Below are 19,230 nucleotides of genomic sequence, written 5' to 3'. Positions count from 1 at the left end.
AAATTTTATATTGACCGCGGTCATTTCTATACTTTACAAACTGACCACGGTCATTTTTAGGAGACATCCCATGCATGCCAAGAAAATCCTGATTCTCGACGGACACCCTGCCGAAAGCAGCCTGTCCCGTACTTTTGCGAAAACCTACGGCGACGCCGCGCGTCAGAACGGTCATGACGTCCGCCTGATCCATCTGAGCGACCTTCAGTTCGATCTCGATTTTGGACAGGGCAACTATCACGAGTACAAACCTCTTGAGCCCGAGCTTGAGAAGCTGTTGCAAGATTTCGAATGGAGCGACCATCTCGTTATGACCGCGCCTATGTGGTGGGGTGGCCTGCCCGCAAAGCTTAAAGGCCTGATCGATCGCATGTTCATCCCGGGACGAACCTTCGATACCCGAAACACCACCAAGCTGGGCTTTCCGGCCCCGATGCTGACCGGCCGCACCGCACGCGTCATCCTGACCTCGGACACACCTGGCTGGTTCATGCGCCTGATCTACCGTCAAGCACTGATCCGGCAAGTCCGCGATCAGATACTCGGCTTCGTCGGCTTCAAGCCAACACGGTTTACATATTTCGCAGGGGCCAGTGAGCCAAAGCCGGGAAGCGTCGATCGCTGGATATCAAAGGTCGCCAGAATTGGCGCAGAGGCTATCTAGGTGCCGTGCCTACCACATCGTCTTTGCGGCGCGCGCACCCCATTCGGAGTCGTATTGCGCGCCGCCTTCCTCACCGGATGAGGCTTCTGCAAGGATCTCGCCAACCGTGGGCAATCCTTCGCTTTGATCGCCGCTGCTCCATGTACCCGCCCGCATCAAGGCCCGGGCGCATTGGGTGTAGATTTCGGCAATCTGGATGACGATCACTGTGGCCGGTTTCTTGCCTTGCTTTTCAAACCGCGCCGTTAACCCTTCATCCGCGGATACACGCGCCGTCCCGTTCAAGCGGACCACATTGCTGGAGCCAGGTACGATGAACAGCAGCGAAACCCTCGGGTCTCGAACAATGTTGCGCAAGGAATCCAGGCGATTGTTCCCCCGCCAATCCGGCATTGTCAGCGTGTTGGGATCAAGCTCTAAAACAACGGGCCCATCATCCCCGCGCGGGCTGCCATCGACGCCTTCGGGGCCAACGGTGCTGAGGACACATAGGCGCGATGCCATGATCCATTGCCGGTAAAGCGGCGTCAGGCTGCGCGCGACCTTGCGCAACGACGGAGCAGCGGGCGTGCCATAGAGCGCCTCCAGGCTCGCAGTGTCTTCAATGAACTCCATCCGGATCAAACCCCACTTCTTTCATCAAAGCGTCTGAGCGTGTCTCGATCACATCTTCCAAACGACTCAGAAACGCGTCCCGTTCGACGCCCGGTTCAATCGGGTCGAGGAAATCGACAATCGCCAACCCCGGTTTGCGCAAGATACCGCTGCGCGGCCAGAATACGCCGGCATTGGTCGCAACCGGCACGCAGGGAAAGCCCAGCCCGCTGTACAGGATCGCCGTACCGACCTTATAGGGCTTGGACACACCGGGGGCGACGCGGGTGCCCTGAGGGTAGATCACCAGTTGGCCGGGTTCGGCGAACTCCTTGGCGACGTCTTTGACCATCTTGGCCACTGCCGCACCCTTCTTGCCGCGATTGACCGGGATGCAGCCCAAACGACGCGCATACATTCCGATGACCGGGGTCCAGAGAAGCTCTCGTTTCATGATGAATTTGCCATGCGGGATGGCGTCAAAGATCATGATGATATCAAGGAAAGACTGGTGCTTGGCCCCGATGACAACCTCGCCGGTGGGTACCGTGCCACGCACCTCGCACTTTATGCCAACCATCCATCGCGCCAACCACATCGTGCTGCGCGCGTAAGTTTTGCATGCGCGCAAAGCGCCCTGTTTCGTGAAGATCGCATATGGCAGATAGACGATTCCAAGGATCAACATCCAAACGTAGATCACAATCATGAAGATCAGGGAACGGATCCATTGAAAGCCCTGTGACATCAGGAAAGCTCCTTCAACTTGCGGCGGGCGGCGGTCCAGGTGGCGAAGAAGGCGACCACAGCGCCCAGAACTGGGATCAGCAAGGGCAACACCCAGCCAAGCCCCTGAAACCCTACTCCGGTCAGAAATCCGCCTTCGTCCGAGGGGTCGGGCAAGAGCAGAACGCCTGTCATCCCCAACATCGTTCCGACAAATGCGCCAAAGAAGGCGCGGTAGGTAAAGCGGCGGACAAATGCGCCTGCGATGAACCGATCCCGCGCGCCCACCTGCCGCAGCACTGCAATGATACTGGCATTCGCGGCAAGCGAGGCATTTGCCGCCAGCGTGATCATCGCCGCAGTTGCACCACCGATCAGCAGGATCGATACCCAGCCCAGCCGTCGCAGGGACATCGCTGCATCCACCAAGGGTTCACGCCAACGGGTGTGGTCATCCAGAACCGCTCCGGGTACTTCGGCGCCCAATCGCAGGCGAAGACCCGCCGTGTCCAGACCCGGCTCACCTTCAACAATTTCAATTAGTTGCGGGATAGGTAGCGTTTCAATCGGCAAGTCCGGCCCGAACCATGGTGACAGCAGCGCGGCCTGTTCCTCGGCCGTCAGCGCGCGGGCCGAGGCGACGCCGGGTGTCTGGCCAAGAACGGTCAGGGCGGTTTCCGTCTGCGCCGCCATCTGCTCGGCCGGGGCGTTGATACGCAAGGTGGCAGCCCCCGCCAGCTCCGAGGCCCAACGATCTGCGATCCGACCAGAGGCGAGCGAAAGCGCCAGGGCAAACACCGCTAGAAACGCCATTGCGCCCGAGACAAACAGGGTCAGATGCGCGGTATACCCGGTCGGAGGGACAACGCGATCCGCGCGTGTATCCCGGCGCAGCAGGTTCCGGATGTCACCGTTGCTCATAGGTCCGCTCCGGCCAGATGCAGTTTGCGCTGCGAGATGCGCAACACGCGGGCTTGAACTTGGCTTTTGGCCGCGCGGATCAAGCTGAGATCGTGGGTAGCGATCAGGACGGTCTTGCCCATGCGGTTCAGCTCGATCAGCAGGCGCAGTAGCCGTTGCGACATCTCCCAATCGACGTTGCCGGTCGGCTCATCCGCCAGCACAACGTCTGGCGACAGGATCACGGCTCGGGCCAAAGCCGCGCGCTGACGTTCACCACCCGACAGTTCGGGCGGATGGGCGTCAAGCCGGGCCCCTAGCCCAACCCAGGACAAAAGCTCGGTCAGGTTGTCCTGCTCTTCTGACTCGGCCCGTCCCGACACCATCAGAGGCAGGGCCACGTTTTCAGCCAGCGTCATATGATCCAGAAACTGGCAATCCTGATGCACAACACCGACCCGACGCCGCAACAGGGCCATCTGATCCCGGTCCAGACGCGCGATATCTTCGTCAAACACGCTCAACCGACCCGAGGTCGGCAACAACGCGCCATAGCACAGCTTCAGCAACGTGGTTTTACCCGCGCCCGAAGGTCCGGTCAGGAAATGGAACGAGCCGGGCTGCAATTTGACCGAGACATCGCTCAGCAATGCACCGTCGCCATAGGTATAGCTGACATTTTCCAGCTCGATCACAGGTGTCCCCAGTTCTTTTGCCGATCTTCATGCCCGAGCTTGCCTGCGGTTTCAATGCCTGCACCGAGTCCAATTGGCGACACTTGCCCCATGAAACCGAAAACGCCCTTTGCTGTTGGGTCTTAACGGAATATCATCCCTGAAAAAACTACTATCGGGCCGAACGTCAGGCCGGGGAGGCAGTATGAGACTTACATGTCCGAATTGCGGCGCTCAGTACGAAGTGCCGGACGAGGTTATCCCCGAAGAGGGGCGCGATGTGCAGTGCTCCGCCTGTGACCAGACGTGGTTTCAGTCCAAGCAACCCGAAGACGCAGCACCCATTACTGAGGCGCCTGATGCCACCGCCGAGCCGGAAGCTAAGCCAGAGCCCACACCTGAACCCGACACAAAAGTCGAGGTCGTTGAAGAGACTCCGTCCGATACCGGCAAGACCGGCAATGTTGACCCCGTTGTTGCCAGCATTCTGAAGGAGGAGGCTGCGCGTGAGGCGGAACTGCGCTCTCAAGAAGGCAGCAGCCTTGAGACGCAACCGGATCTGGCGCTGGAGGACTCTGTCGAACCCGAGTTTCAGATCAGGCGCCCGACTGCGACCGAGACCGCCGAGGATGCGGGCCAGAAGGATGAGCTTCCTGACGTTGAGACCATCAATTCAGGCATGATGAGCGATGAGGGCGACGACACGCCCCCGGTCAAACAATCCCGTGGCTTCGTGCGCGGCTTTGCCGTGATGCTGGTCATCGGCGTGATCCTCTATCTGATCTACAGCAATGCGCAACAGATAAGCGAGGCCGTACCGCAAGCCGATCCCGTGCTGGACTCCTACGTCTCTTTGATTGATCAGGCCCGTATCTGGCTTGAGACGCAGGCCGGGGCAGGCGCGCCGCAGGAATAAAGCTTTTCGGGTTTTACCTTAGCCATCAAGTGACACGAATGTCCCGACAACGCTGAAAGCGTGGCAGGGTATTCGTGTCTCAGGTTTAAGCCGAAACGATATAGCGGCTCAGAACCGTTCCAACAGACGCTTGAGGTATTCCAGCTCGATCTCGGGCCGGTCGGTTTCGCCGGTCCGACGGCGGATTTCGTCCAGCAACTCACGCGCGCGGCGATAGACGTCTTCGCCCTGCAGCAGGTTGTCATCGGTTGAAATCGACCCGGCCGCACCAGGATTGCGGCCCAGCGGGTCGCGGCTGTTGGCTTGCGCCTCACCTTCCTCGGTGCCTTGTCCGGATTGGTTCTGCTGGTTCTGCGCCATGGCCTCACCCAAGGATCGCATCCCTTCGCGCAGGGCCTCCATCGCCTCGGACTGACGGTCGATCGCTTCGGCCAGATCATTGCCGCGCAGCGCCTCTTCGGCCTCTTCCATGGCACCTTCCGCGCGGCCCAAAGCATCGCGCGCCGCGTCGCCTTCGGGGGTGCCTGCACCGGGCAAGCCCTGTTGCTGTCGGTTCAGTTCCTGCCGCAGGGCCTGCTGCCGATCCGCCAGAGACCCCTCACCCGATTGGCCTTCGCCCGCCTGATCCGAACCCTGACCCTGGCCGCCCTGACCCTCGTGGCTTTCACCACGGCCCTGACCGCCATTGCGGCCTTCATTACCCTGATTTTCTCCGGCCTGAGCGCCGGGGTTGAACTGTTCCTGCAAATCGCGGAACGCCTGATCGCTTAGGCCTTGCTGTTCGCGCAGAGTCTCGGCCAAGCCTTCCATGGCCTGTTGCCCCTCGGATTGACCACCCTGCCCCTGGCCTTGGGTGACACGCATGTTCTCCATCATCTGCTGGAACTCTTCCAGCGCCTGCTGCGCCTCAGCCATGCGGCCCTGTTCCATCAATTCCTGAATGCGATCCATCATGGCCTGCAGATCGTCCTGCGTCATCTGCATGCTTTCGCCATTCTGACCGGACTGGCGCTCATCACTATCGCCGTTTTCCTGCGCAAGGCGCTGCAACTGGTTCAGGTAGTCCTGCGTGGCCTCACGCAGTTCCTGCATCAGCTCGGCGATTTCCTCATCGCTGGCCCCGTTCTGCATCGCCTCAGTGAGACGCTCCTGCGCCCGGCGCATCCGCTCCAGCGCATCTGCCAGAGTGCCCTCTTCGATCAAAACCGCCAGATCCCAAAGGGCCTGCGCGATCTCGGCCTGTTGTTTATCCTTCAAACCGTAGTCGTTGAAGGTTTCCAACCGCCGCAGGGTGACCCGCAGCCGCAGATAGGCGGTGTCGGAGCGAAACAGTTCCTCGGGCCGGTGCGAGATCGCCCGCAGCACCTGAGCCACGCGCGGTGCATTGGTCCGCGACCAGAGCAGATCGCGGCGCTGTTCGATCACCGCAGCCGCCAGGGGATCAAAGAACCGGCGCGCGGGGAGATCGGTCAAATATGGCTCGGACGTGCTTTCCTGATCCGAGGCGTCGCGCGCCATTAACGTGATACGAACCGGCAGATGCGCCCATGGGTGCTGCGAGAAATCCTCGATCAAATCTTCGGTGAAATCCGCGCGATCTCCGGTGATCGGCATCGGCAATTCAACCTCGATCACCTCGCGTGGTTCCGGGTCCGCCGTCAGACCATAGCGACGATCAACCGAGGCCATGTCCAATTCGATCACCGCCGAGCCAGAGACGACCCCGTAGTCATCCGAGGCCGCAAAGGGCAGCTTCATCTGACCACCTGCCTCGGCCTCGGCCTTGTCGGCAACCGCAATGCTGGGCGGGGTGTCGGGGATGACATCCACCATCCAATCCCGCCCGGCAGGGCCGTCAATACGCATCTGGCCTGAGCGGGAGACGGTGAAATCCTGCTCTGTTTCGGTCGCGGCCTCGGCACCTAGGGGAGAGCTCGTTTCGGTCAGGCTATGCGCACCGACCTCGCCATAAAAACGCAGAGTAACGCGACTGCCTTGCGGGATCGACAGCGTGGGGCCGGTCTGATCGGCCAGATAGAGCGTCGGTAGCCCGGTATAGCGTGGTGGTTCGACCCAGCCTTCCCATGTAGGCCCTTGCCCTGCTACCGCCGTGCCGGGGGCCATCTCGGCCACCGAGCCAATCCGCCAGAACGAACCGAACAGGGCCGCGACCACCAGCGCCAGCAAAGCTGCGTAGCGCAGGGCATAAGGATCGCGCGACGCCAGTCGGAGGTCGGGTTTGGCAACGCGCGCTTGCGCCGCGCGGTCCGCCATCCGCGCCTTGTGCGCCTGCCAGAGGGCAACCGAATCCGTATCCCCCGCACCAATCGCCTGATCATCCATCAATGCCTGAATCGGACGCCCGGGCAGGGTCTCATCCAATCGGGCCAGCGCTTCGGCTCGTGATGGCAGGTGGAATTGCCGAATCCCCCAGATCGCGCTGACCAGCAGCGCAATGGCTACGACGACAGCTGCGCCCCACACGATCTCAACCCGCACAAGATCATGCAGACCCAGCATCAACGCGGCCAAAACAGCCATCAAAACCGAGAAAAACGGCCAAAACGCGCGCAAAACCTGCTCGGCCAGCAATCCGGCATGTGTCATCCACACGGACAGACGGGGAATGGGCAGGTTTTGTTTGTCGCTCAAAGCGGGCCTCCAGAGTTGGCCCGCGCGCCTACCGCGTCAAAGCCACTCAGGTATGGTATCGCGGTTTATGATTTCGTCAAAGCTTGGGCGTTCACGAATTACGGCAAATTGATCCCCATTCACCAAAACCTCGGGGATCAGGGGGCGCGTGTTGTATTCGCTGGCCATCACCGCGCCATAGGCCCCGGCGCTGCGGAAGGCGATTAGATCACCCGGCGCAAGCGGCGGCATGTTGCGCTGTTTGGCAAAAGTATCACCGGATTCGCAGACGGGCCCCACGATGTCATAGGGCTGTTGTTCGACCCCCGCTGCGGGTTCCTGTACCGCAACGATATCGTGATGCGCCTCATACATGGCCGGGCGGATCAGATCGTTCATCGCGCCGTCAAGGATGAGGAAATCACGCCCTTCGCCGGATTTCACATAGATCACCTTGCTGACCATCAAACCAGCGTTACCCGCAATCAGGCGACCGGGTTCGATTTCGATCTCGCAGCCCAGATGGCCCAAAGTCTTCTTGATCAGCGCACCATATTCCAACGGCAAAGGCGGCGCATCGTTTGAGCGGGTGTAGGGAATGCCAAGCCCACCACCCAGATCGAGGCGGCGGATATTGTGACCCTCTGCGCGCAACTGCTCGGTCAGTTCGGCGACCTTGGTATAGGCCAGCTCAAACGGCTCCAGCTCGGTCAGTTGCGAGCCGATATGGACGTCGATGCCGATGACCTCCAGCCCCGGCAGAGATGCCGCGTGGGCATAGACCTCGGACGCGCGCGAGATCGGGATGCCAAACTTGTTCTCGGACTTGCCGGTTGCGATTTTGGCATGAGTCTTGGCGTCCACATCCGGGTTCACCCGAACGGTGATCGGCGCAACCACACCCAGCTCCGTCGCTACCGCGTTGATCACTTCCATCTCGGGCTCGGATTCGACGTTGAACTGGCGGAGACCACCGGTCAGCGCTGTGTGAATCTCATCCGCCGTCTTGCCAACGCCCGAAAAGACGATTTTGTCGCCCGGCACACCGGCGGCCTTAGCGCGCAGGTATTCCCCGCCCGAGACCACGTCCATTCCAGCACCCGCCTGCGCCAGCGTTTTCAGGATCGCCTGATTGCTGGCCGCTTTCATCGCATAACAGACAAGGTGATCGGTGCCCTCAAGCGCGTCATCGAACAGCTTGAAATGCCGCAACAGGGTCGCAGTCGAATAGACATAGAACGGGGTTCCGACCGCGGCTGCGATTTCGGAGATCGGGACATCCTCGGCGAAAAGCGCGCCGTCGCGGTAGAGAAAGTGATCCATAAAAGCGCGATTAGACCAAAACCGCCCTATGGATCAATGGATTCGCGCTAAAACGATACGCCGCAGGGCGATCAGAAATCGTTCGACACCCCGACACGCGCATAGCCGGACACTGAGACTCCGGTTGAGCTGGGCTCTTTTTGCGGCGCCGGCCGTTGGCTGGAGGTTGGCTCGCAGGCCGCAAGTGCGACGAGCGCCAGAAAAAATCCGAAAATTCGCATGAGGTTAGTCTCTGAGTGCTGGAATTAAGGACCGCGCTTTGGCGTGCCAGACCCTACTTGGGTGTTTTACCCAGAATTACAACGGGATCAGCGACTAAACGCCCAGATAGAGGCCGAAGCCTCCGCGGCGGAAGCCGATGCCTCCGCCCACATGCGTTCCGCTCGAGCCGACGCCAACACCCACGCTTGCCGTTGGCTGCACCGGCTCACCATCCGCGCCACATCCGGACAGCGCGAACCCAGCCGCCACAATCGCCGCTATGCGTAGAACTGTCATCACACCAGCGCCTTCCATCGCTCAACCTGCACCCGCACCTGATCCGGGGCGGTACCACCATAGGACTGACGCGAGTTTACAGAGTTTTGGACAGTAAGAACAGAATAGACGTCATCGGTTATATCCGCATGGACCGACTGCATGTCTTCCAGGGTCAGATCAGGCAGGTCACAGCCCTTGTTTTCAGCCATCGCCACCAGCGAACCAGTGACATGGTGAGCATCGCGGAACGGCAGGCCCAGAACCCGCACCAGCCAATCGGCCAGATCGGTCGCGGTCGAGAACCCTGACCCCGCAGCGGCAGCAAGGCTGTCGCGGTTGGCGGTCATGTCCTTGACCATGCCTTCCATCGCGGCCAGCGCCAGCATCCAGTTATCGGCGGCGTCAAAGACTTGTTCCTTGTCTTCCTGCATGTCCTTGGAATAGGCCAGCGGCAGACCCTTCATCACCATCATCAGCGCGGTGTTTGCGCCGTAGATGCGGCCGACTTTGGCGCGGATCAGCTCCGCTGCGTCAGGGTTTTTCTTCTGCGGCATGATCGACGACCCAGTCGAGAAGCGATCCGAGAGCGTCACAAACCGGAACTGAGCAGAGGACCAAATCACCAACTCTTCGGCAAACCGCGACAGGTGGACGGCGCAGATCGAGGCAGTGGACAGGAACTCCAGCGCGAAGTCGCGGTCGCTGACGGCATCCAGCGAGTTCGCGGCAGGGCGGTCAAAGCCCAGCGCCTCGGCGGTCATATGTCGGTCGATGGGAAAGGATGTCCCGGCCAGCGCGGCGGCACCAAGGGGGGATTCATTCATCCGGGCGCGCGCATCGCGCACACGGCTGAGATCGCGGCCAAACATCTCGACATATGCCATCATGTGATGGCCCCACGTCACCGGCTGCGCGGTTTGCAGGTGAGTGAAGCCTGGCATGACCCAATCCGCCCCCGCCTCGGCCTGCGCCAAAAGCGCGCGGATCAAGGCCAGAAGGCCGGTTTCTGCCGCATCCAACTGATCGCGGACCCAGAGTTTAAAATCGGTTGCCACTTGATCATTGCGCGACCGACCCGTGTGCAGACGGCCCGCGGGTTCACCGATCACTTCTTTCAGGCGCGCTTCGACGTTCATGTGGATGTCTTCCAGCGCTGTCGAGAACTGAAATTCTCCGCTCTGAATTTCTGACAAGACTGTGAGTAGCCCTTCCCGAATGGCCTGCGCGTCACTATCACTAATAACGCCTGTCGCCGCCAGCATAGCGGCATGGGCGCGCGAGCCTGCGATGTCCTGGGCTGCCATCCGCTGATCGAACCCGATCGAGGCATTGATTGCCTCCATGATCGCGTCTGGACCGGCGGCAAAGCGGCCGCCCCACATCTGGTTCGAGGATTGATCGGTCATGTAAGAAAACCCGGAGTTGATATGCGCCTATTTCGTCTGATCCCCCTTTATATGGCCCTTGCGCTGGGTGCAAATGCCGCTTTGGCGACCGATGCCGAAACGCTCGGCCCCTTGCGCGAAGACAGCCTGAAACGGCTGATCCTGCATAAAGAACCCAAGCCGGTGACGCCGGTTGATTTCCAACTGGAAGATGACGGCGGCACCGCCTCACTTGCGGATTACAAGGGCAAATACGTCCTGCTGAACTTCTGGGCCACCTGGTGCGCGCCCTGCCGCAAGGAAATGCCCCAGATCGCCGAACTACAGGACGAATTCGGAGGCGACAAGTTCGAGGTTCTGACACTGGCGACCGGGCGCAACTCGCCTGCCGGGATCAAGAAGTTCTTTGAGGAAAACGGCATCGACAACCTGCCCCGCCATCAAGATCCCTCACAAGCAGTGGCGCGTGAGATGGGCGTCATAGGTCTGCCAATCACGGTCATCATCGACCCAGATGGCAATGAAATCGCCCGCCTGATCGGTGATGCCGAATGGAACTCGGACAGCGCGAAGGCAATCATTTCGATTCTGGTCGAGGCCATCAGCTAAGCTGACGCGACGCCACCTTTGACAGCCCATCCTCCGATCCGCACCCTGTGCGCAGGAGGATGGAATGCCACTGGAAATTCTGTTGGTGCTTGTGGTCGGCGGGATCGCCGGGGTCACTCTGTTGCTGCATTTGACCGGCAAATCGCAGCGGTGCGTTCTGTCGCCTGAAACAGCCCGCGCTCAATGGGTTCGGCATTTCCCGGAAGACACCGTCATTGACGTCACGGTTGCCCATGATCGTCACGCCGCGCTGGTGCGGACGGAAAATGGGCCGGGTCTCCTCTGGTCCTTTGGCGCGGATACTGTTGCGCAGCATCTGCTGGACTATGACTTGCTGGACCGCACCGACGGGTTCGAGCTTCTGTTCCACGATTTCGGCACCCCCAAAGCCATCATCCATCTGGATGACCTCGAGCGCCCCCACTGGCGCAACCTGATGGAGCCCGAATGACCGACCAGATCACCTTTCCCGATGCCGTCCAATGGGCCGTCCCGTTCTTCATCGCCGCCATTTTGGCCGAGTTCGTCTGGATCGCTGTCAAAGGCCGCGGCGGGAGGTATGAGACGCGCGATGCCGTGACCTCTCTGATCATGGGGGCAGGTAATATTGCGTCGGGGCTCCTTCTGGGGTTCATCGCCTATGGGTTCTTCATGTGGCTGTGGCGGATCACGCCGCTCGATCTGGGCACGTCGATCCCGATCATCATCCTGTGCTTTGTGCTGGATGACCTGCGGTATTACTGGGTGCATCGGTTCGGCCACCGTATCCGCTGGGTCTGGGCCAGCCATGTAAACCACCACAGCTCGCAGCACTACAACCTAACCACGGCGCTGCGGCAGACATGGACCTATACGTTTACCTTCATGATGGTGGTACGCGCACCGCTGATCCTGCTGGGCTTTCACCCGGCGATGGTGCTGTTCGTGGGCGGCATCAACCTGATCTACCAGTTCTGGATTCACACAGAAGCCATCGGCAAAATGCCCCGCTGGTTCGAAGCGGTCATGAACACCCCCAGCCATCACCGGGCGCATCACGGACGCAACGCGCGCTATCTGGATTGCAACTATGCTGGCGTTTTCATCATCTGGGACAAGATGTTCGGCACTTTTGTCCCCGAACAAGAGAACGACCGGGTCGACTACGGGCTGGTTCACAACATCGCCACCTTCAACCCGCTGCGCGTCGCCTTTCACGAATGGGTCTGCATCTGGCGCGATGCGACCCAACCGGGGCTGACGCTGAAGCAACGCCTCGCCTATTGTTTTGCCCCGCCCGGCTATAGCCACGATGGAAGCCGGGATAGCTCAGAGCAGATCAAGGCAAAGCATCTGGCCCGCCATCCTGAAGATCTCGGAACGCCCGGATTCGAGCAAACCCGCGAAAACCTGCCTAATTCCGCAGCAAAACAGGCCTGATCCCGGCGTTACACCACGTCGCTTTGGTTGAAATCCGGCCTGAACGGTCCATATGGAGTGTCACGCGTGACGTAACCAGTGACCGGAGGCCGGAATGACCCGAGTGACAACCGTATCAACCACAGTCGGACTGCTAGGTGTGCTTCTGGCCATGTTCGCCGCCATCGCAACGGCAGCGTCAGCGCTTGTCCTGATCGGGTTCTCCATGATGATCCTTGGCGTGATGGGCGCGGTGTTCGGAGCAGCGGCCTCGCTCAGCCATGCGTGGCAATCTGCGCGCTAATCATCACCTGCATTAACCCCAGATTCATCTGTTTCCTGCGACACTGCAACCGAAGAGCCATTCGGGATCAGCGCGCATGCGGGACAAGACAGTTGCAGAGTCAGGGGAAGGGCCCGACAGCCCTTTGACCTCGGCAGTTTCCGGTCGGGATCAATCTGTATTGCAGATGGCCTCGGATGCGGTTCGGCACAAACAATGCAAACTGGCCTTTCAGCCGGTGATGCAGGCACAGGCTCCTCATAACGTTGCCTTCTACGAAGGGTTGATCCGCGTGTTGGATGAAACCGGGCGGGTCATCCCTGCGCGGGATTTCATGCCTCAGGTAGAAAACACGCCAATCGGGCGCGAGTTGGATTGCATCGCGCTTGAGATGGGGTTGCAAACACTGGTCAGGAACCCTCAGATCCGGCTGTCGATCAACATGTCGGCGCGTTCGATCGGGTATTCGCACTGGTCACGTATTCTGGACCGCTTTCTCAAACGGGACAGCAATCTAGGCGAACGACTGATTTTGGAGATCTCCGAGAAATCGGCGATGCAGGTGCCCGAACTGGTGATCGACCTGATGGACAGGTTGCAGGAGCGTGGTATTGCCTTTGCTCTGGATGACTTTGGCGCAAGCAATTTCTGCTTTCGACATTTCCGGGAATTCTTGTTTGATGCCGCCAAGATCGACGGTCAGTTCATTCGCGGTATCAGTACCGACCCCGACAACCAAGCCCTCGTCCGCGCATTGATAGCAGTCGCGCGAGAGTTCGAAATTCTGGTCACAGCCGAATCAGTCGAGAATCCGCAAGACGCAGCTTTTCTGAGCGCAAGCGGTGTCGACTGCATGCAGGGTTTCCTATTTGGCGCGCCGTCGCTGTTGCCGCTGTGGAACGCAGAAAGAAATTCCAAAACAGGGACTTAGTTGGGCAATCGGCACGCGAACACTTGCCTGATTGCCGCCTGAGGCAAGCTGTCCGTTGCTGCAAGTGCAGCATTGCGCTATTGCAGAAGTCACTAGAGGGGGGAGAAATTGGCGCTCTGGTACGGGCAGAGGGAGCCCTCTGCGGTCCGTGTCGTCACATTTCCCGCTGGACCACGACGGTAAAGGACAAATTATATGACCAATGTAGTAATCGCATCCGCCGCACGCACAGGTGTGGGCAGCTTTGGCGGCTCGTTTGCCAATACCCCCGCACATGATCTGGGCGCTGCCGTCCTCGAAGCCGTCGTCGAACGCGCCGGCGTCGACAAAGGCGAAGTCAGCGAAACCATCATGGGTCAGGTCCTGACCGCCGCTCAGGGCCAAAACCCCGCACGCCAGGCGCATATCAACGCCGGTCTACCGCAGGAAAGCGCGGCCTGGGGCATTAACCAAGTTTGTGGCTCGGGCCTGCGAGCTGTTGCATTGGGTGCTCAGCACATCCAACTGGGCGATGCGGATATCGTCGCCGCTGGCGGGCAAGAAAACATGACACTGTCTCCCCACGCTGCCGCCCTGCGCGCGGGTCACAAGATGGGTGATATGAAATACATCGACACCATGATCCGCGACGGTCTGTGGGATGCGTTCAACGGCTACCATATGGGTCAAACCGCCGAGAACGTCGCCGAGAAATGGCAGATCAGCCGCGACATGCAGGACGAATTCGCCGTTGCCTCGCAAAACAAAGCTGAGGCTGCGCAAAACGCAGGCAAATTTGCCGACGAGATCGTTCCGTTCACCATCAAAACCCGCAAGGGCGACATCGTGATGGACAAGGACGAATACATCCGTCACGGCGCAACAATGGAAGCAATGGCCAAACTGCGCCCGGCCTTCACCAAAGACGGCTCGGTCACCGCAGCAAACGCTTCGGGCCTGAATGACGGCGCGGCGGCGACCCTGCTGATGTCGGCTGAGAACGCCGAAAAGCGCGGGATTGAGCCTCTGGCCCGTATCGCATCCTACGCGACTGCCGGTCTTGACCCGTCGATCATGGGCGTTGGCCCGATCTACGCTTCGCGCAAAGCGTTGGAGAAAGCAGGTTGGTCGGTTGACGATCTGGATCTGGTCGAAGCCAACGAAGCCTTCGCCGCGCAGGCCTGCGCCGTGAACAAAGACATGGGTTGGGACCCATCGATCGTAAACGTGAACGGGGGCGCAATTGCCATCGGCCACCCGATCGGAGCATCCGGCTGCCGGGTTCTGAACACGCTGCTATTCGAAATGAAGCGCCGTGATGCCAAGAAGGGGCTGGCCACCCTCTGCATCGGTGGCGGCATGGGTGTCGCCCTCTGCGTGGAGCGCGACTAAGTGCGTTGACATCTAAATAAAAAAGGGCGTCCACTGGACGCCCTTTTTTGTTACAATCAAGCTTTACACAACCGCTGCGACAATATCGCCAGACAGAAAGACAAGATCGAACACGAAACGATATTGCGCAACATTCTCTCTCAGAGTAACAGAATTACCAAGACGACCAAAATTGGAGGAGTCATCCATGGCACGTACAGCACTCGTAACCGGCGGTTCTCGCGGCATCGGCGCAGCAATTTCCAAGGCGCTCAAGGCCGAAGGATACAATGTTGCCGCCACCTATGCGGGGAATGACGAAGCCGCTGCAAAATTCACCGAGGAAACCGGCATCGCCACCTACAAGTGGAACGTGGCCGACTATGACGAATCCAAAGCGGGCATCGAAAAGGTCGAGGCCGAAGTCGGCCCCATCGACATCGTCGTCGCTAATGCGGGCATCACGCGCGACGCACCTTTTCACAAGATGACGCCTGAACAGTGGCATCAGGTCATCGACACCAACCTGACCGGCGTTTTCAACACCGTACACCCCGTCTGGCCCGGCATGCGTGAACGCAAGTTTGGCCGCGTTGTCGTCATCAGCTCGATCAACGGTCAGAAAGGCCAGTTCGCTCAGGTGAACTATGCAGCGACCAAAGCGGGTGATCTGGGTATCGTGAAGTCGCTCGCGCAGGAAGGCGCGCGTGCGGGCATCACTGCCAACGCGATCTGCCCTGGCTATATCGCAACCGAAATGGTTATGGCCGTGCCTGAGAAGGTCCGCGAGTCAATCATCGGCCAGATTCCGGCCGGCCGGTTAGGTGAGCCAGAAGAAATCGCGCGCTGCGTCGCATTCCTTGCGTCGGACGATTCGCAGTTCATCAATGGGTCGACCATCTCGGCCAACGGCGCTCAGTTCTTCGTCTGATTTCAGAGCATTGAACGAAAACGGGCCGGTCCTTTTGGACCGGCCCTTCTTTATCCCGTAAGTCCGCGCGCGCTGCGGTCAGCGGGAACCAAACACCCATCCCAGAACTTTGTGAACAAGCTTGCTGCGCTCTTCATGGGCACGACGAATTGCAATCTGGACAGACGGGTTTGTTGACATCTCGATCATGGCGGATCCCCTTTGCTAAAGCTGAACTTGACTTGCCCTAAACATGACCCTTGATTGAAAAAGGCACAAACGAGAGTTTTCAAGCATTCAGATAAGTATTACTTAAGTGACATGAGTGATCGCCTCCCCCCTCTCACCGCTTTGCGCGCCTTTGACGCTGCCGCGCGACACATGTCGTTCGCCAAGGCCGCAGACGAGTTGAACGTCACGCCCGCGGCGCTGTCCTTTCAGATCAAATCGCTTGAAGACCATTTGGGCCATCCGCTGTTTCGCCGCCTGAATCGCGCGGTTGAACTGACCGAGGCGGGCAAAGCCCTCGCCCCAGGAGCTGCCGAGGGGTTTGCGTCACTCAAGGCTGCTTGGGCCGCTACGCGAAGGCTTCAGGACAACAACACCCTCACCGTGACGGCCGGACCTGCGCTGACGGCCAAATGGCTGGCTCCACGCCTTTATGATTTTGCCCGCGCCCATCCCGAAATCGACCTGAGGTTCTCAGCCACCCTGCGCAATATGGACCTTGAGAGGGACGACGTGGATGTCGCGATCCGGTTTGGCTATGGCGGGGATGATGGGCTCTATTGCCTGCCGGTTCGTAAAGAGTGGCTAACCCCTGTCATGACACCCGAATTGGCCGCCGAGTTCACAACTCCCGAAAGCCTGCGCGACGCGCCTCTGATTCATGACGATTCGATTGCGTTTTTGAAACCTCCGGCGGATTGGCCGACGTGGTTCCGCGCTGTTGGCGTGGAGTTCACGCCGACCCACGGGGCGCATTTTTCCAACGCAGACCACGCGATTGACGCGGCCGTCGCTGGAGTGGGCGTGGCCTTGGGGCGACGAGCGATGATCATCAAGGACATGATGGAGGGGAGGCTGGTCGCGCCGTTCAAAACCGCCATTGAGACCAAAGGCCGCTTTCGATTTCTCTGCCTGCCCGGAGCGGAAAACCGGCCTCAGGTCGCAGCATTTCGCGATTGGTTTGTTGCGGAGATTGAAAAAACCGCTCATATCTCGGACGAATTCACCATTGTTCCTGTAGAAGACGTCTCATCCATATGACCAGACAACGCGCCACCGGTATTGGCTTCATTGCGGTTTTGCTTTGGGCGCTATTGGCCCTGTTCACAGTCGGGTCAGCCCCAACACCGCCGCTGCTGCTGAATGCAATCTGCTTCAGTATCGGCGGTACTTTGGGGCTTGTCTGGACGTGGCGATCGGGTGGATTGTCCCAGCTGCGACGCATCAGCTGGAAAGTCTACGCCTTTGGAACGGTGGGACTGTTCGGCTACCACGCGCTATACTTCTCGGCCCTGCGGATGGCCCCGGCGGCCGAGGCGGGGCTGATCGCCTATCTCTGGCCGCTGCTTATCGTCCTGTTCTCGGGCCTGTTACCCGGAGAGAATCTGCGGGCTGGCCACCTGATCGGAGCGTGCTTGGGCTTTGCCGGAGCAACACTGATCATCACCGGAGGCGGCAGCGCCGGGTTTCAAGCCGACCACCTACCGGGATACGCGCTGGCGTTCCTATGCGCACTGACATGGTCAGGCTACTCCGTTTTGTCGCGGAAACTGGGTGAAACGCCCACAAGCTCGGTCGCGGTGTTCTGCGTGTTCACGGCGATCGCCTCATGGGGCCTGCATTTCGCGCTTGAGGCACCGGTCTGGCCGGACACCACGCTCAGTTGGTTATCGACACTGGCTCTTGGTCTGGGGCCGGTCGGTCTGGCGTTCTATGTCTGGGATATCGGGGTCAAGCAGGGCGACATTCAGATGCTGGGTACGAGCTCATATGCTGCACCTTTGCTGTCTACCGTGGTTCTGGTTTTTGCCGGGATCGCCATGCCGACATGGACATTGGCGATCGCGGCGGTCTTGATCACCGGCGGGGCCGTGGTTGCGGCGCGCGCCAGTCTTAAAGGTTAGGTCGATAAGCGCTCGATCTCTTCCTTCAGCCTTAGCTTCTGTTTCTTTAGCTGGGCGATATGAAGATCATCAATGCCTGGCGCGCGTTGAGCTTGTTCCACTTCGAGACCGAGAGATTCGTGCTTCTTCTTCAGTTCCGTCAGATGTGCGCTCACGCTCATGGCGATCCTCCTTGTTTACGTGTCTAGATGTCACGTAAGAAGTTGAGCATATCGTTTCCACCCTGTCACGCCGCAGACGCGAAGAAAACGTGATAGATCCGACAAATTCGGCTGGTCATTGCCGATTGACGTGAAACGGCCCCAACGCCGCGCCTTGTCGCAGCACATCCGAGAGTTCCGGCGTATAGCTGTCACCGTCGCGCTCATGCCGTTGACCCGCATGCAGGATGATAGGCGCATGCAGCCGGAACGCCGCCCGCCCGCCTTTTCGGGCCCGTAGAATCACAAGCTCGGCCTCTCGCCCTACGCGGGCCGCAAGCGGCAGCACTTCGACCGAGCCCAGATGCCCACTACAGGCCAAAAGCATATCGTGCAGGCGATCCGCCTTTTGGATCATGTGCAGATAGCCGCGCGGGGCCAGCCGTTTGGCCGCGACATCAATCCAATCGGCAATAGGCGTCTGCTCCCCCAAAGCCACACTGCGCCCCCTGTCCGTAGCTGCGCTATGGGCCCCGGCGCGATAGTAGGGCGGGTTGGCGATCACGTGGTCGAACTGGCGCTGCTTAAGATCGGAGGGCAGTTCGGTCAGATCAGTGGAAAGGACTTCCAACACCAAATTGTTATCTGCGGCATTGCGGCGAGCCAGATCTGCGTAGGCCGGTTGCAATTCGACGCCGCACAGTTCCAATCCGGGGATTCGTGTCGCTAAGCACAGTATTGCCGCCCCTGCCCCGCAGCCAAGCTCCAGCACCGACTGACTAGAGGTTGCGGGCACGCTGGCCGCTAGCAAAACAGGGTCGACCCCAGCGCGATAGCCCGACACGGGTTGCCACAGGCGCAAACGCCCACCGAGGAAATCATTCCGGCTTAGCTCATCCTCCGTGAATCCGCTCATCGCCCCAGCGGAATCTCGTTGTCGCGCATCACACGCTCCGCTCGGGTCAGGTCATCGGCCCGAACCATCAGACGACGGGGGAAAATTCCGATACCGCCTTCGAGGATGCTCATATTTACGTCCATCTGAAAGCAGTCTATATCCTCGCCCTCAAGAAGAGCGGATGCAAAGGCCAGGATTGTCGGATCGGTGCTGCGCAATAGTTCTTTCATGGGGATGGATGTAAGGGCAAGGCAAGGCGAAAGTCGAGCCTTGTATCAGGAGTGTG

The 19,230-nt window shown here is 59.6% G+C and carries 22 protein-coding genes; 11 read left to right on the top strand and 11 right to left on the bottom strand.

All coding sequences use genetic code 11. The annotated features are described in order from the left end of the window. The first annotated feature begins 70 nt into the window (after window positions 1-70). Window positions 71-664 carry an NAD(P)H-dependent oxidoreductase gene (locus ACRZ95_RS14720; protein WP_170678733.1) on the top strand — a complete coding sequence of 198 codons (594 nt, stop codon included), beginning with the start codon at window positions 71-73 and terminating at the stop codon, window positions 662-664. A 9-nt stretch (window positions 665-673) separates the two neighbouring features. Here the strand turns inward: ACRZ95_RS14720 and ACRZ95_RS14715 are convergent, their stop codons facing one another. The 4 genes from ACRZ95_RS14715 to ACRZ95_RS14700 are packed head-to-tail and all read right to left on the bottom strand — an operon-like array spanning window position 674 to window position 3,579. Continuing rightward, complete coding sequence (locus tag ACRZ95_RS14715) at window positions 674-1,279, bottom strand: pyridoxamine 5'-phosphate oxidase family protein (RefSeq protein WP_170678731.1); 606 nt, start codon at window positions 1,277-1,279, stop codon at window positions 674-676. Beyond that, window positions 1,266-2,006 carry a lysophospholipid acyltransferase family protein gene (locus ACRZ95_RS14710; protein ID WP_170678728.1) on the bottom strand — a complete coding sequence of 247 codons (741 nt, stop codon included), beginning with the start codon at window positions 2,004-2,006 and terminating at the stop codon, window positions 1,266-1,268. Before ACRZ95_RS14710 ends, ACRZ95_RS14715 begins: the two co-directional genes overlap by 14 nt. Then, the gene (locus tag ACRZ95_RS14705) at window positions 2,006-2,905 is read right to left on the bottom strand and encodes a cell division protein FtsX (protein ID WP_170661201.1); all 900 of its coding nucleotides are present in this window, start codon (window positions 2,903-2,905) and stop codon (window positions 2,006-2,008) included. Before ACRZ95_RS14705 ends, ACRZ95_RS14710 begins: the two co-directional genes overlap by 1 nt. Beyond that, complete coding sequence (locus tag ACRZ95_RS14700; RefSeq protein ID WP_170490977.1) at window positions 2,902-3,579, bottom strand: ATP-binding cassette domain-containing protein; 678 nt, start codon at window positions 3,577-3,579, stop codon at window positions 2,902-2,904. The genes ACRZ95_RS14705 and ACRZ95_RS14700 overlap by 4 nt, the downstream gene beginning before the upstream one ends. 184 nt (window positions 3,580-3,763) lie before the next feature. Between ACRZ95_RS14700 and ACRZ95_RS14695 the strand changes: the two genes are divergently transcribed. Continuing rightward, window positions 3,764-4,474 carry a zinc-ribbon domain-containing protein gene (locus tag ACRZ95_RS14695; protein ID WP_170678727.1) on the top strand — a complete coding sequence of 237 codons (711 nt, stop codon included), beginning with the start codon at window positions 3,764-3,766 and terminating at the stop codon, window positions 4,472-4,474. Between the two features lie 108 nt (window positions 4,475-4,582). Here the strand turns inward: ACRZ95_RS14695 and ACRZ95_RS14690 are convergent, their stop codons facing one another. The 4 genes from ACRZ95_RS14690 to argH form a co-directional block, all read right to left on the bottom strand. Further along, entirely contained in the window at window positions 4,583-7,126 is a 2,544-nt protein-coding gene (locus ACRZ95_RS14690) for a TIGR02302 family protein (RefSeq protein ID WP_480555111.1), read from the bottom strand. Window positions 7,127-7,162: 36 nt separating this feature from the next. Continuing rightward, window positions 7,163-8,428 (bottom strand): diaminopimelate decarboxylase, encoded by a 1,266-nt coding sequence (gene lysA, locus ACRZ95_RS14685; protein WP_170678725.1) that lies wholly within the window; start codon window positions 8,426-8,428, stop codon window positions 7,163-7,165. A gap of 315 nt (window positions 8,429-8,743) precedes the next feature. Next, the gene (locus ACRZ95_RS14680) at window positions 8,744-8,926 is read right to left on the bottom strand and encodes an argininosuccinate lyase (RefSeq protein WP_170678723.1); all 183 of its coding nucleotides are present in this window, start codon (window positions 8,924-8,926) and stop codon (window positions 8,744-8,746) included. Further along, on the bottom strand, window positions 8,926-10,314 hold the full coding sequence (argH, locus tag ACRZ95_RS14675) for an argininosuccinate lyase (RefSeq protein WP_170678721.1): 1,389 nt from the start codon (window positions 10,312-10,314) through the stop codon (window positions 8,926-8,928). The genes ACRZ95_RS14680 and argH overlap by 1 nt, the downstream gene beginning before the upstream one ends. A 21-nt stretch (window positions 10,315-10,335) precedes the next feature. Between argH and ACRZ95_RS14670 the strand changes: the two genes are divergently transcribed. The 9 genes from ACRZ95_RS14670 to yddG all read left to right on the top strand — a co-directional run bounded on the left by ACRZ95_RS14670 (window position 10,336) and on the right by yddG (window position 17,906). Continuing rightward, on the top strand, window positions 10,336-10,902 hold the full coding sequence (locus ACRZ95_RS14670; RefSeq protein ID WP_170678719.1) for a TlpA disulfide reductase family protein: 567 nt from the start codon (window positions 10,336-10,338) through the stop codon (window positions 10,900-10,902). Window positions 10,903-10,966: 64 nt separating this feature from the next. Next, entirely contained in the window at window positions 10,967-11,353 is a 387-nt protein-coding gene (locus ACRZ95_RS14665) for a hypothetical protein (protein WP_170678717.1), read from the top strand. Further along, window positions 11,350-12,321, top strand: coding sequence for a sterol desaturase family protein (locus ACRZ95_RS14660; protein ID WP_170678715.1), 972 nt, complete (start codon window positions 11,350-11,352; stop codon window positions 12,319-12,321). Before ACRZ95_RS14665 ends, ACRZ95_RS14660 begins: the two co-directional genes overlap by 4 nt. 94 nt (window positions 12,322-12,415) lie before the next feature. Next, a complete protein-coding gene (locus tag ACRZ95_RS14655) occupies window positions 12,416-12,604 on the top strand; it encodes a hypothetical protein (protein WP_170639893.1) in 189 nt (62 codons plus the stop codon). A gap of 76 nt (window positions 12,605-12,680) precedes the next feature. After that, window positions 12,681-13,514 carry an EAL domain-containing protein gene (locus ACRZ95_RS14650; RefSeq protein ID WP_170678713.1) on the top strand — a complete coding sequence of 278 codons (834 nt, stop codon included), beginning with the start codon at window positions 12,681-12,683 and terminating at the stop codon, window positions 13,512-13,514. Between the two features lie 195 nt (window positions 13,515-13,709). After that, window positions 13,710-14,885 (top strand): acetyl-CoA C-acetyltransferase, encoded by a 1,176-nt coding sequence (locus ACRZ95_RS14645; protein ID WP_170379022.1) that lies wholly within the window; start codon window positions 13,710-13,712, stop codon window positions 14,883-14,885. A gap of 187 nt (window positions 14,886-15,072) precedes the next feature. Further along, entirely contained in the window at window positions 15,073-15,795 is a 723-nt protein-coding gene (gene phbB, locus ACRZ95_RS14640) for an acetoacetyl-CoA reductase (RefSeq protein ID WP_170678711.1), read from the top strand. Window positions 15,796-16,095: 300 nt separating this feature from the next. Next, the gene (locus ACRZ95_RS14635) at window positions 16,096-17,043 is read left to right on the top strand and encodes a transcriptional regulator GcvA (protein WP_170379026.1); all 948 of its coding nucleotides are present in this window, start codon (window positions 16,096-16,098) and stop codon (window positions 17,041-17,043) included. Further along, window positions 17,040-17,906 (top strand): aromatic amino acid exporter YddG, encoded by an 867-nt coding sequence (yddG, locus tag ACRZ95_RS14630; RefSeq protein ID WP_170678709.1) that lies wholly within the window; start codon window positions 17,040-17,042, stop codon window positions 17,904-17,906. The genes ACRZ95_RS14635 and yddG overlap by 4 nt, the downstream gene beginning before the upstream one ends. Here the strand turns inward: yddG and ACRZ95_RS14625 are convergent. The 3 genes from ACRZ95_RS14625 to ACRZ95_RS14615 all read right to left on the bottom strand — a co-directional run bounded on the left by ACRZ95_RS14625 (window position 17,903) and on the right by ACRZ95_RS14615 (window position 19,174). Continuing rightward, window positions 17,903-18,067, bottom strand: a complete 165-nt coding sequence (locus ACRZ95_RS14625) for a YdcH family protein (RefSeq protein ID WP_170379030.1) — start codon at window positions 18,065-18,067, stop codon at window positions 17,903-17,905. The two genes, yddG and ACRZ95_RS14625, sit on opposite strands and share 4 nt — an antisense overlap. Before the next feature lie 115 nt (window positions 18,068-18,182). Continuing rightward, window positions 18,183-18,962: a methyltransferase gene (locus ACRZ95_RS14620; RefSeq protein ID WP_170678707.1), complete on the bottom strand. Its 780-nt coding sequence runs from the start codon at window positions 18,960-18,962 to the stop codon at window positions 18,183-18,185. Continuing rightward, window positions 18,959-19,174: a putative signal transducing protein gene (locus ACRZ95_RS14615; RefSeq protein WP_037316655.1), complete on the bottom strand. Its 216-nt coding sequence runs from the start codon at window positions 19,172-19,174 to the stop codon at window positions 18,959-18,961. Before ACRZ95_RS14615 ends, ACRZ95_RS14620 begins: the two co-directional genes overlap by 4 nt. Window positions 19,175-19,230: the final 56 nt, after the last annotated feature.

Source organism: Ruegeria sp. AI3 (genome assembly GCF_056541245.1).
Note: the sequence above shows the minus strand (reverse complement) of the source record. Positions and strands in the feature narration are given on the sequence as shown.

Coding starts and splice junctions, on each gene's coding strand:
- ACRZ95_RS14720 (WP_170678733.1), top strand. CDS start 71: ATGCATGCCAAGAAAATCCTGATTCTCGACGGACACCCTGCCGAAAGC.
- ACRZ95_RS14715 (WP_170678731.1), bottom strand. CDS start 1,279: ATGGAGTTCATTGAAGACACTGCGAGCCTGGAGGCGCTCTATGGCACG.
- ACRZ95_RS14710 (WP_170678728.1), bottom strand. CDS start 2,006: ATGTCACAGGGCTTTCAATGGATCCGTTCCCTGATCTTCATGATTGTG.
- ACRZ95_RS14705 (WP_170661201.1), bottom strand. CDS start 2,905: ATGAGCAACGGTGACATCCGGAACCTGCTGCGCCGGGATACACGCGCG.
- ACRZ95_RS14695 (WP_170678727.1), top strand. CDS start 3,764: ATGAGACTTACATGTCCGAATTGCGGCGCTCAGTACGAAGTGCCGGAC.
- lysA (WP_170678725.1), bottom strand. CDS start 8,428: ATGGATCACTTTCTCTACCGCGACGGCGCGCTTTTCGCCGAGGATGTC.
- ACRZ95_RS14680 (WP_170678723.1), bottom strand. CDS start 8,926: ATGACAGTTCTACGCATAGCGGCGATTGTGGCGGCTGGGTTCGCGCTG.
- argH (WP_170678721.1), bottom strand. CDS start 10,314: ATGACCGATCAATCCTCGAACCAGATGTGGGGCGGCCGCTTTGCCGCC.
- ACRZ95_RS14670 (WP_170678719.1), top strand. CDS start 10,336: ATGCGCCTATTTCGTCTGATCCCCCTTTATATGGCCCTTGCGCTGGGT.
- ACRZ95_RS14665 (WP_170678717.1), top strand. CDS start 10,967: ATGCCACTGGAAATTCTGTTGGTGCTTGTGGTCGGCGGGATCGCCGGG.
- ACRZ95_RS14660 (WP_170678715.1), top strand. CDS start 11,350: ATGACCGACCAGATCACCTTTCCCGATGCCGTCCAATGGGCCGTCCCG.
- ACRZ95_RS14655 (WP_170639893.1), top strand. CDS start 12,416: ATGACCCGAGTGACAACCGTATCAACCACAGTCGGACTGCTAGGTGTG.
- ACRZ95_RS14650 (WP_170678713.1), top strand. CDS start 12,681: ATGCGGGACAAGACAGTTGCAGAGTCAGGGGAAGGGCCCGACAGCCCT.
- ACRZ95_RS14645 (WP_170379022.1), top strand. CDS start 13,710: ATGACCAATGTAGTAATCGCATCCGCCGCACGCACAGGTGTGGGCAGC.
- phbB (WP_170678711.1), top strand. CDS start 15,073: ATGGCACGTACAGCACTCGTAACCGGCGGTTCTCGCGGCATCGGCGCA.
- ACRZ95_RS14635 (WP_170379026.1), top strand. CDS start 16,096: ATGAGTGATCGCCTCCCCCCTCTCACCGCTTTGCGCGCCTTTGACGCT.
- yddG (WP_170678709.1), top strand. CDS start 17,040: ATGACCAGACAACGCGCCACCGGTATTGGCTTCATTGCGGTTTTGCTT.
- ACRZ95_RS14625 (WP_170379030.1), bottom strand. CDS start 18,067: ATGAGCGTGAGCGCACATCTGACGGAACTGAAGAAGAAGCACGAATCT.
- ACRZ95_RS14620 (WP_170678707.1), bottom strand. CDS start 18,962: ATGAGCGGATTCACGGAGGATGAGCTAAGCCGGAATGATTTCCTCGGT.
- ACRZ95_RS14615 (WP_037316655.1), bottom strand. CDS start 19,174: ATGAAAGAACTATTGCGCAGCACCGATCCGACAATCCTGGCCTTTGCA.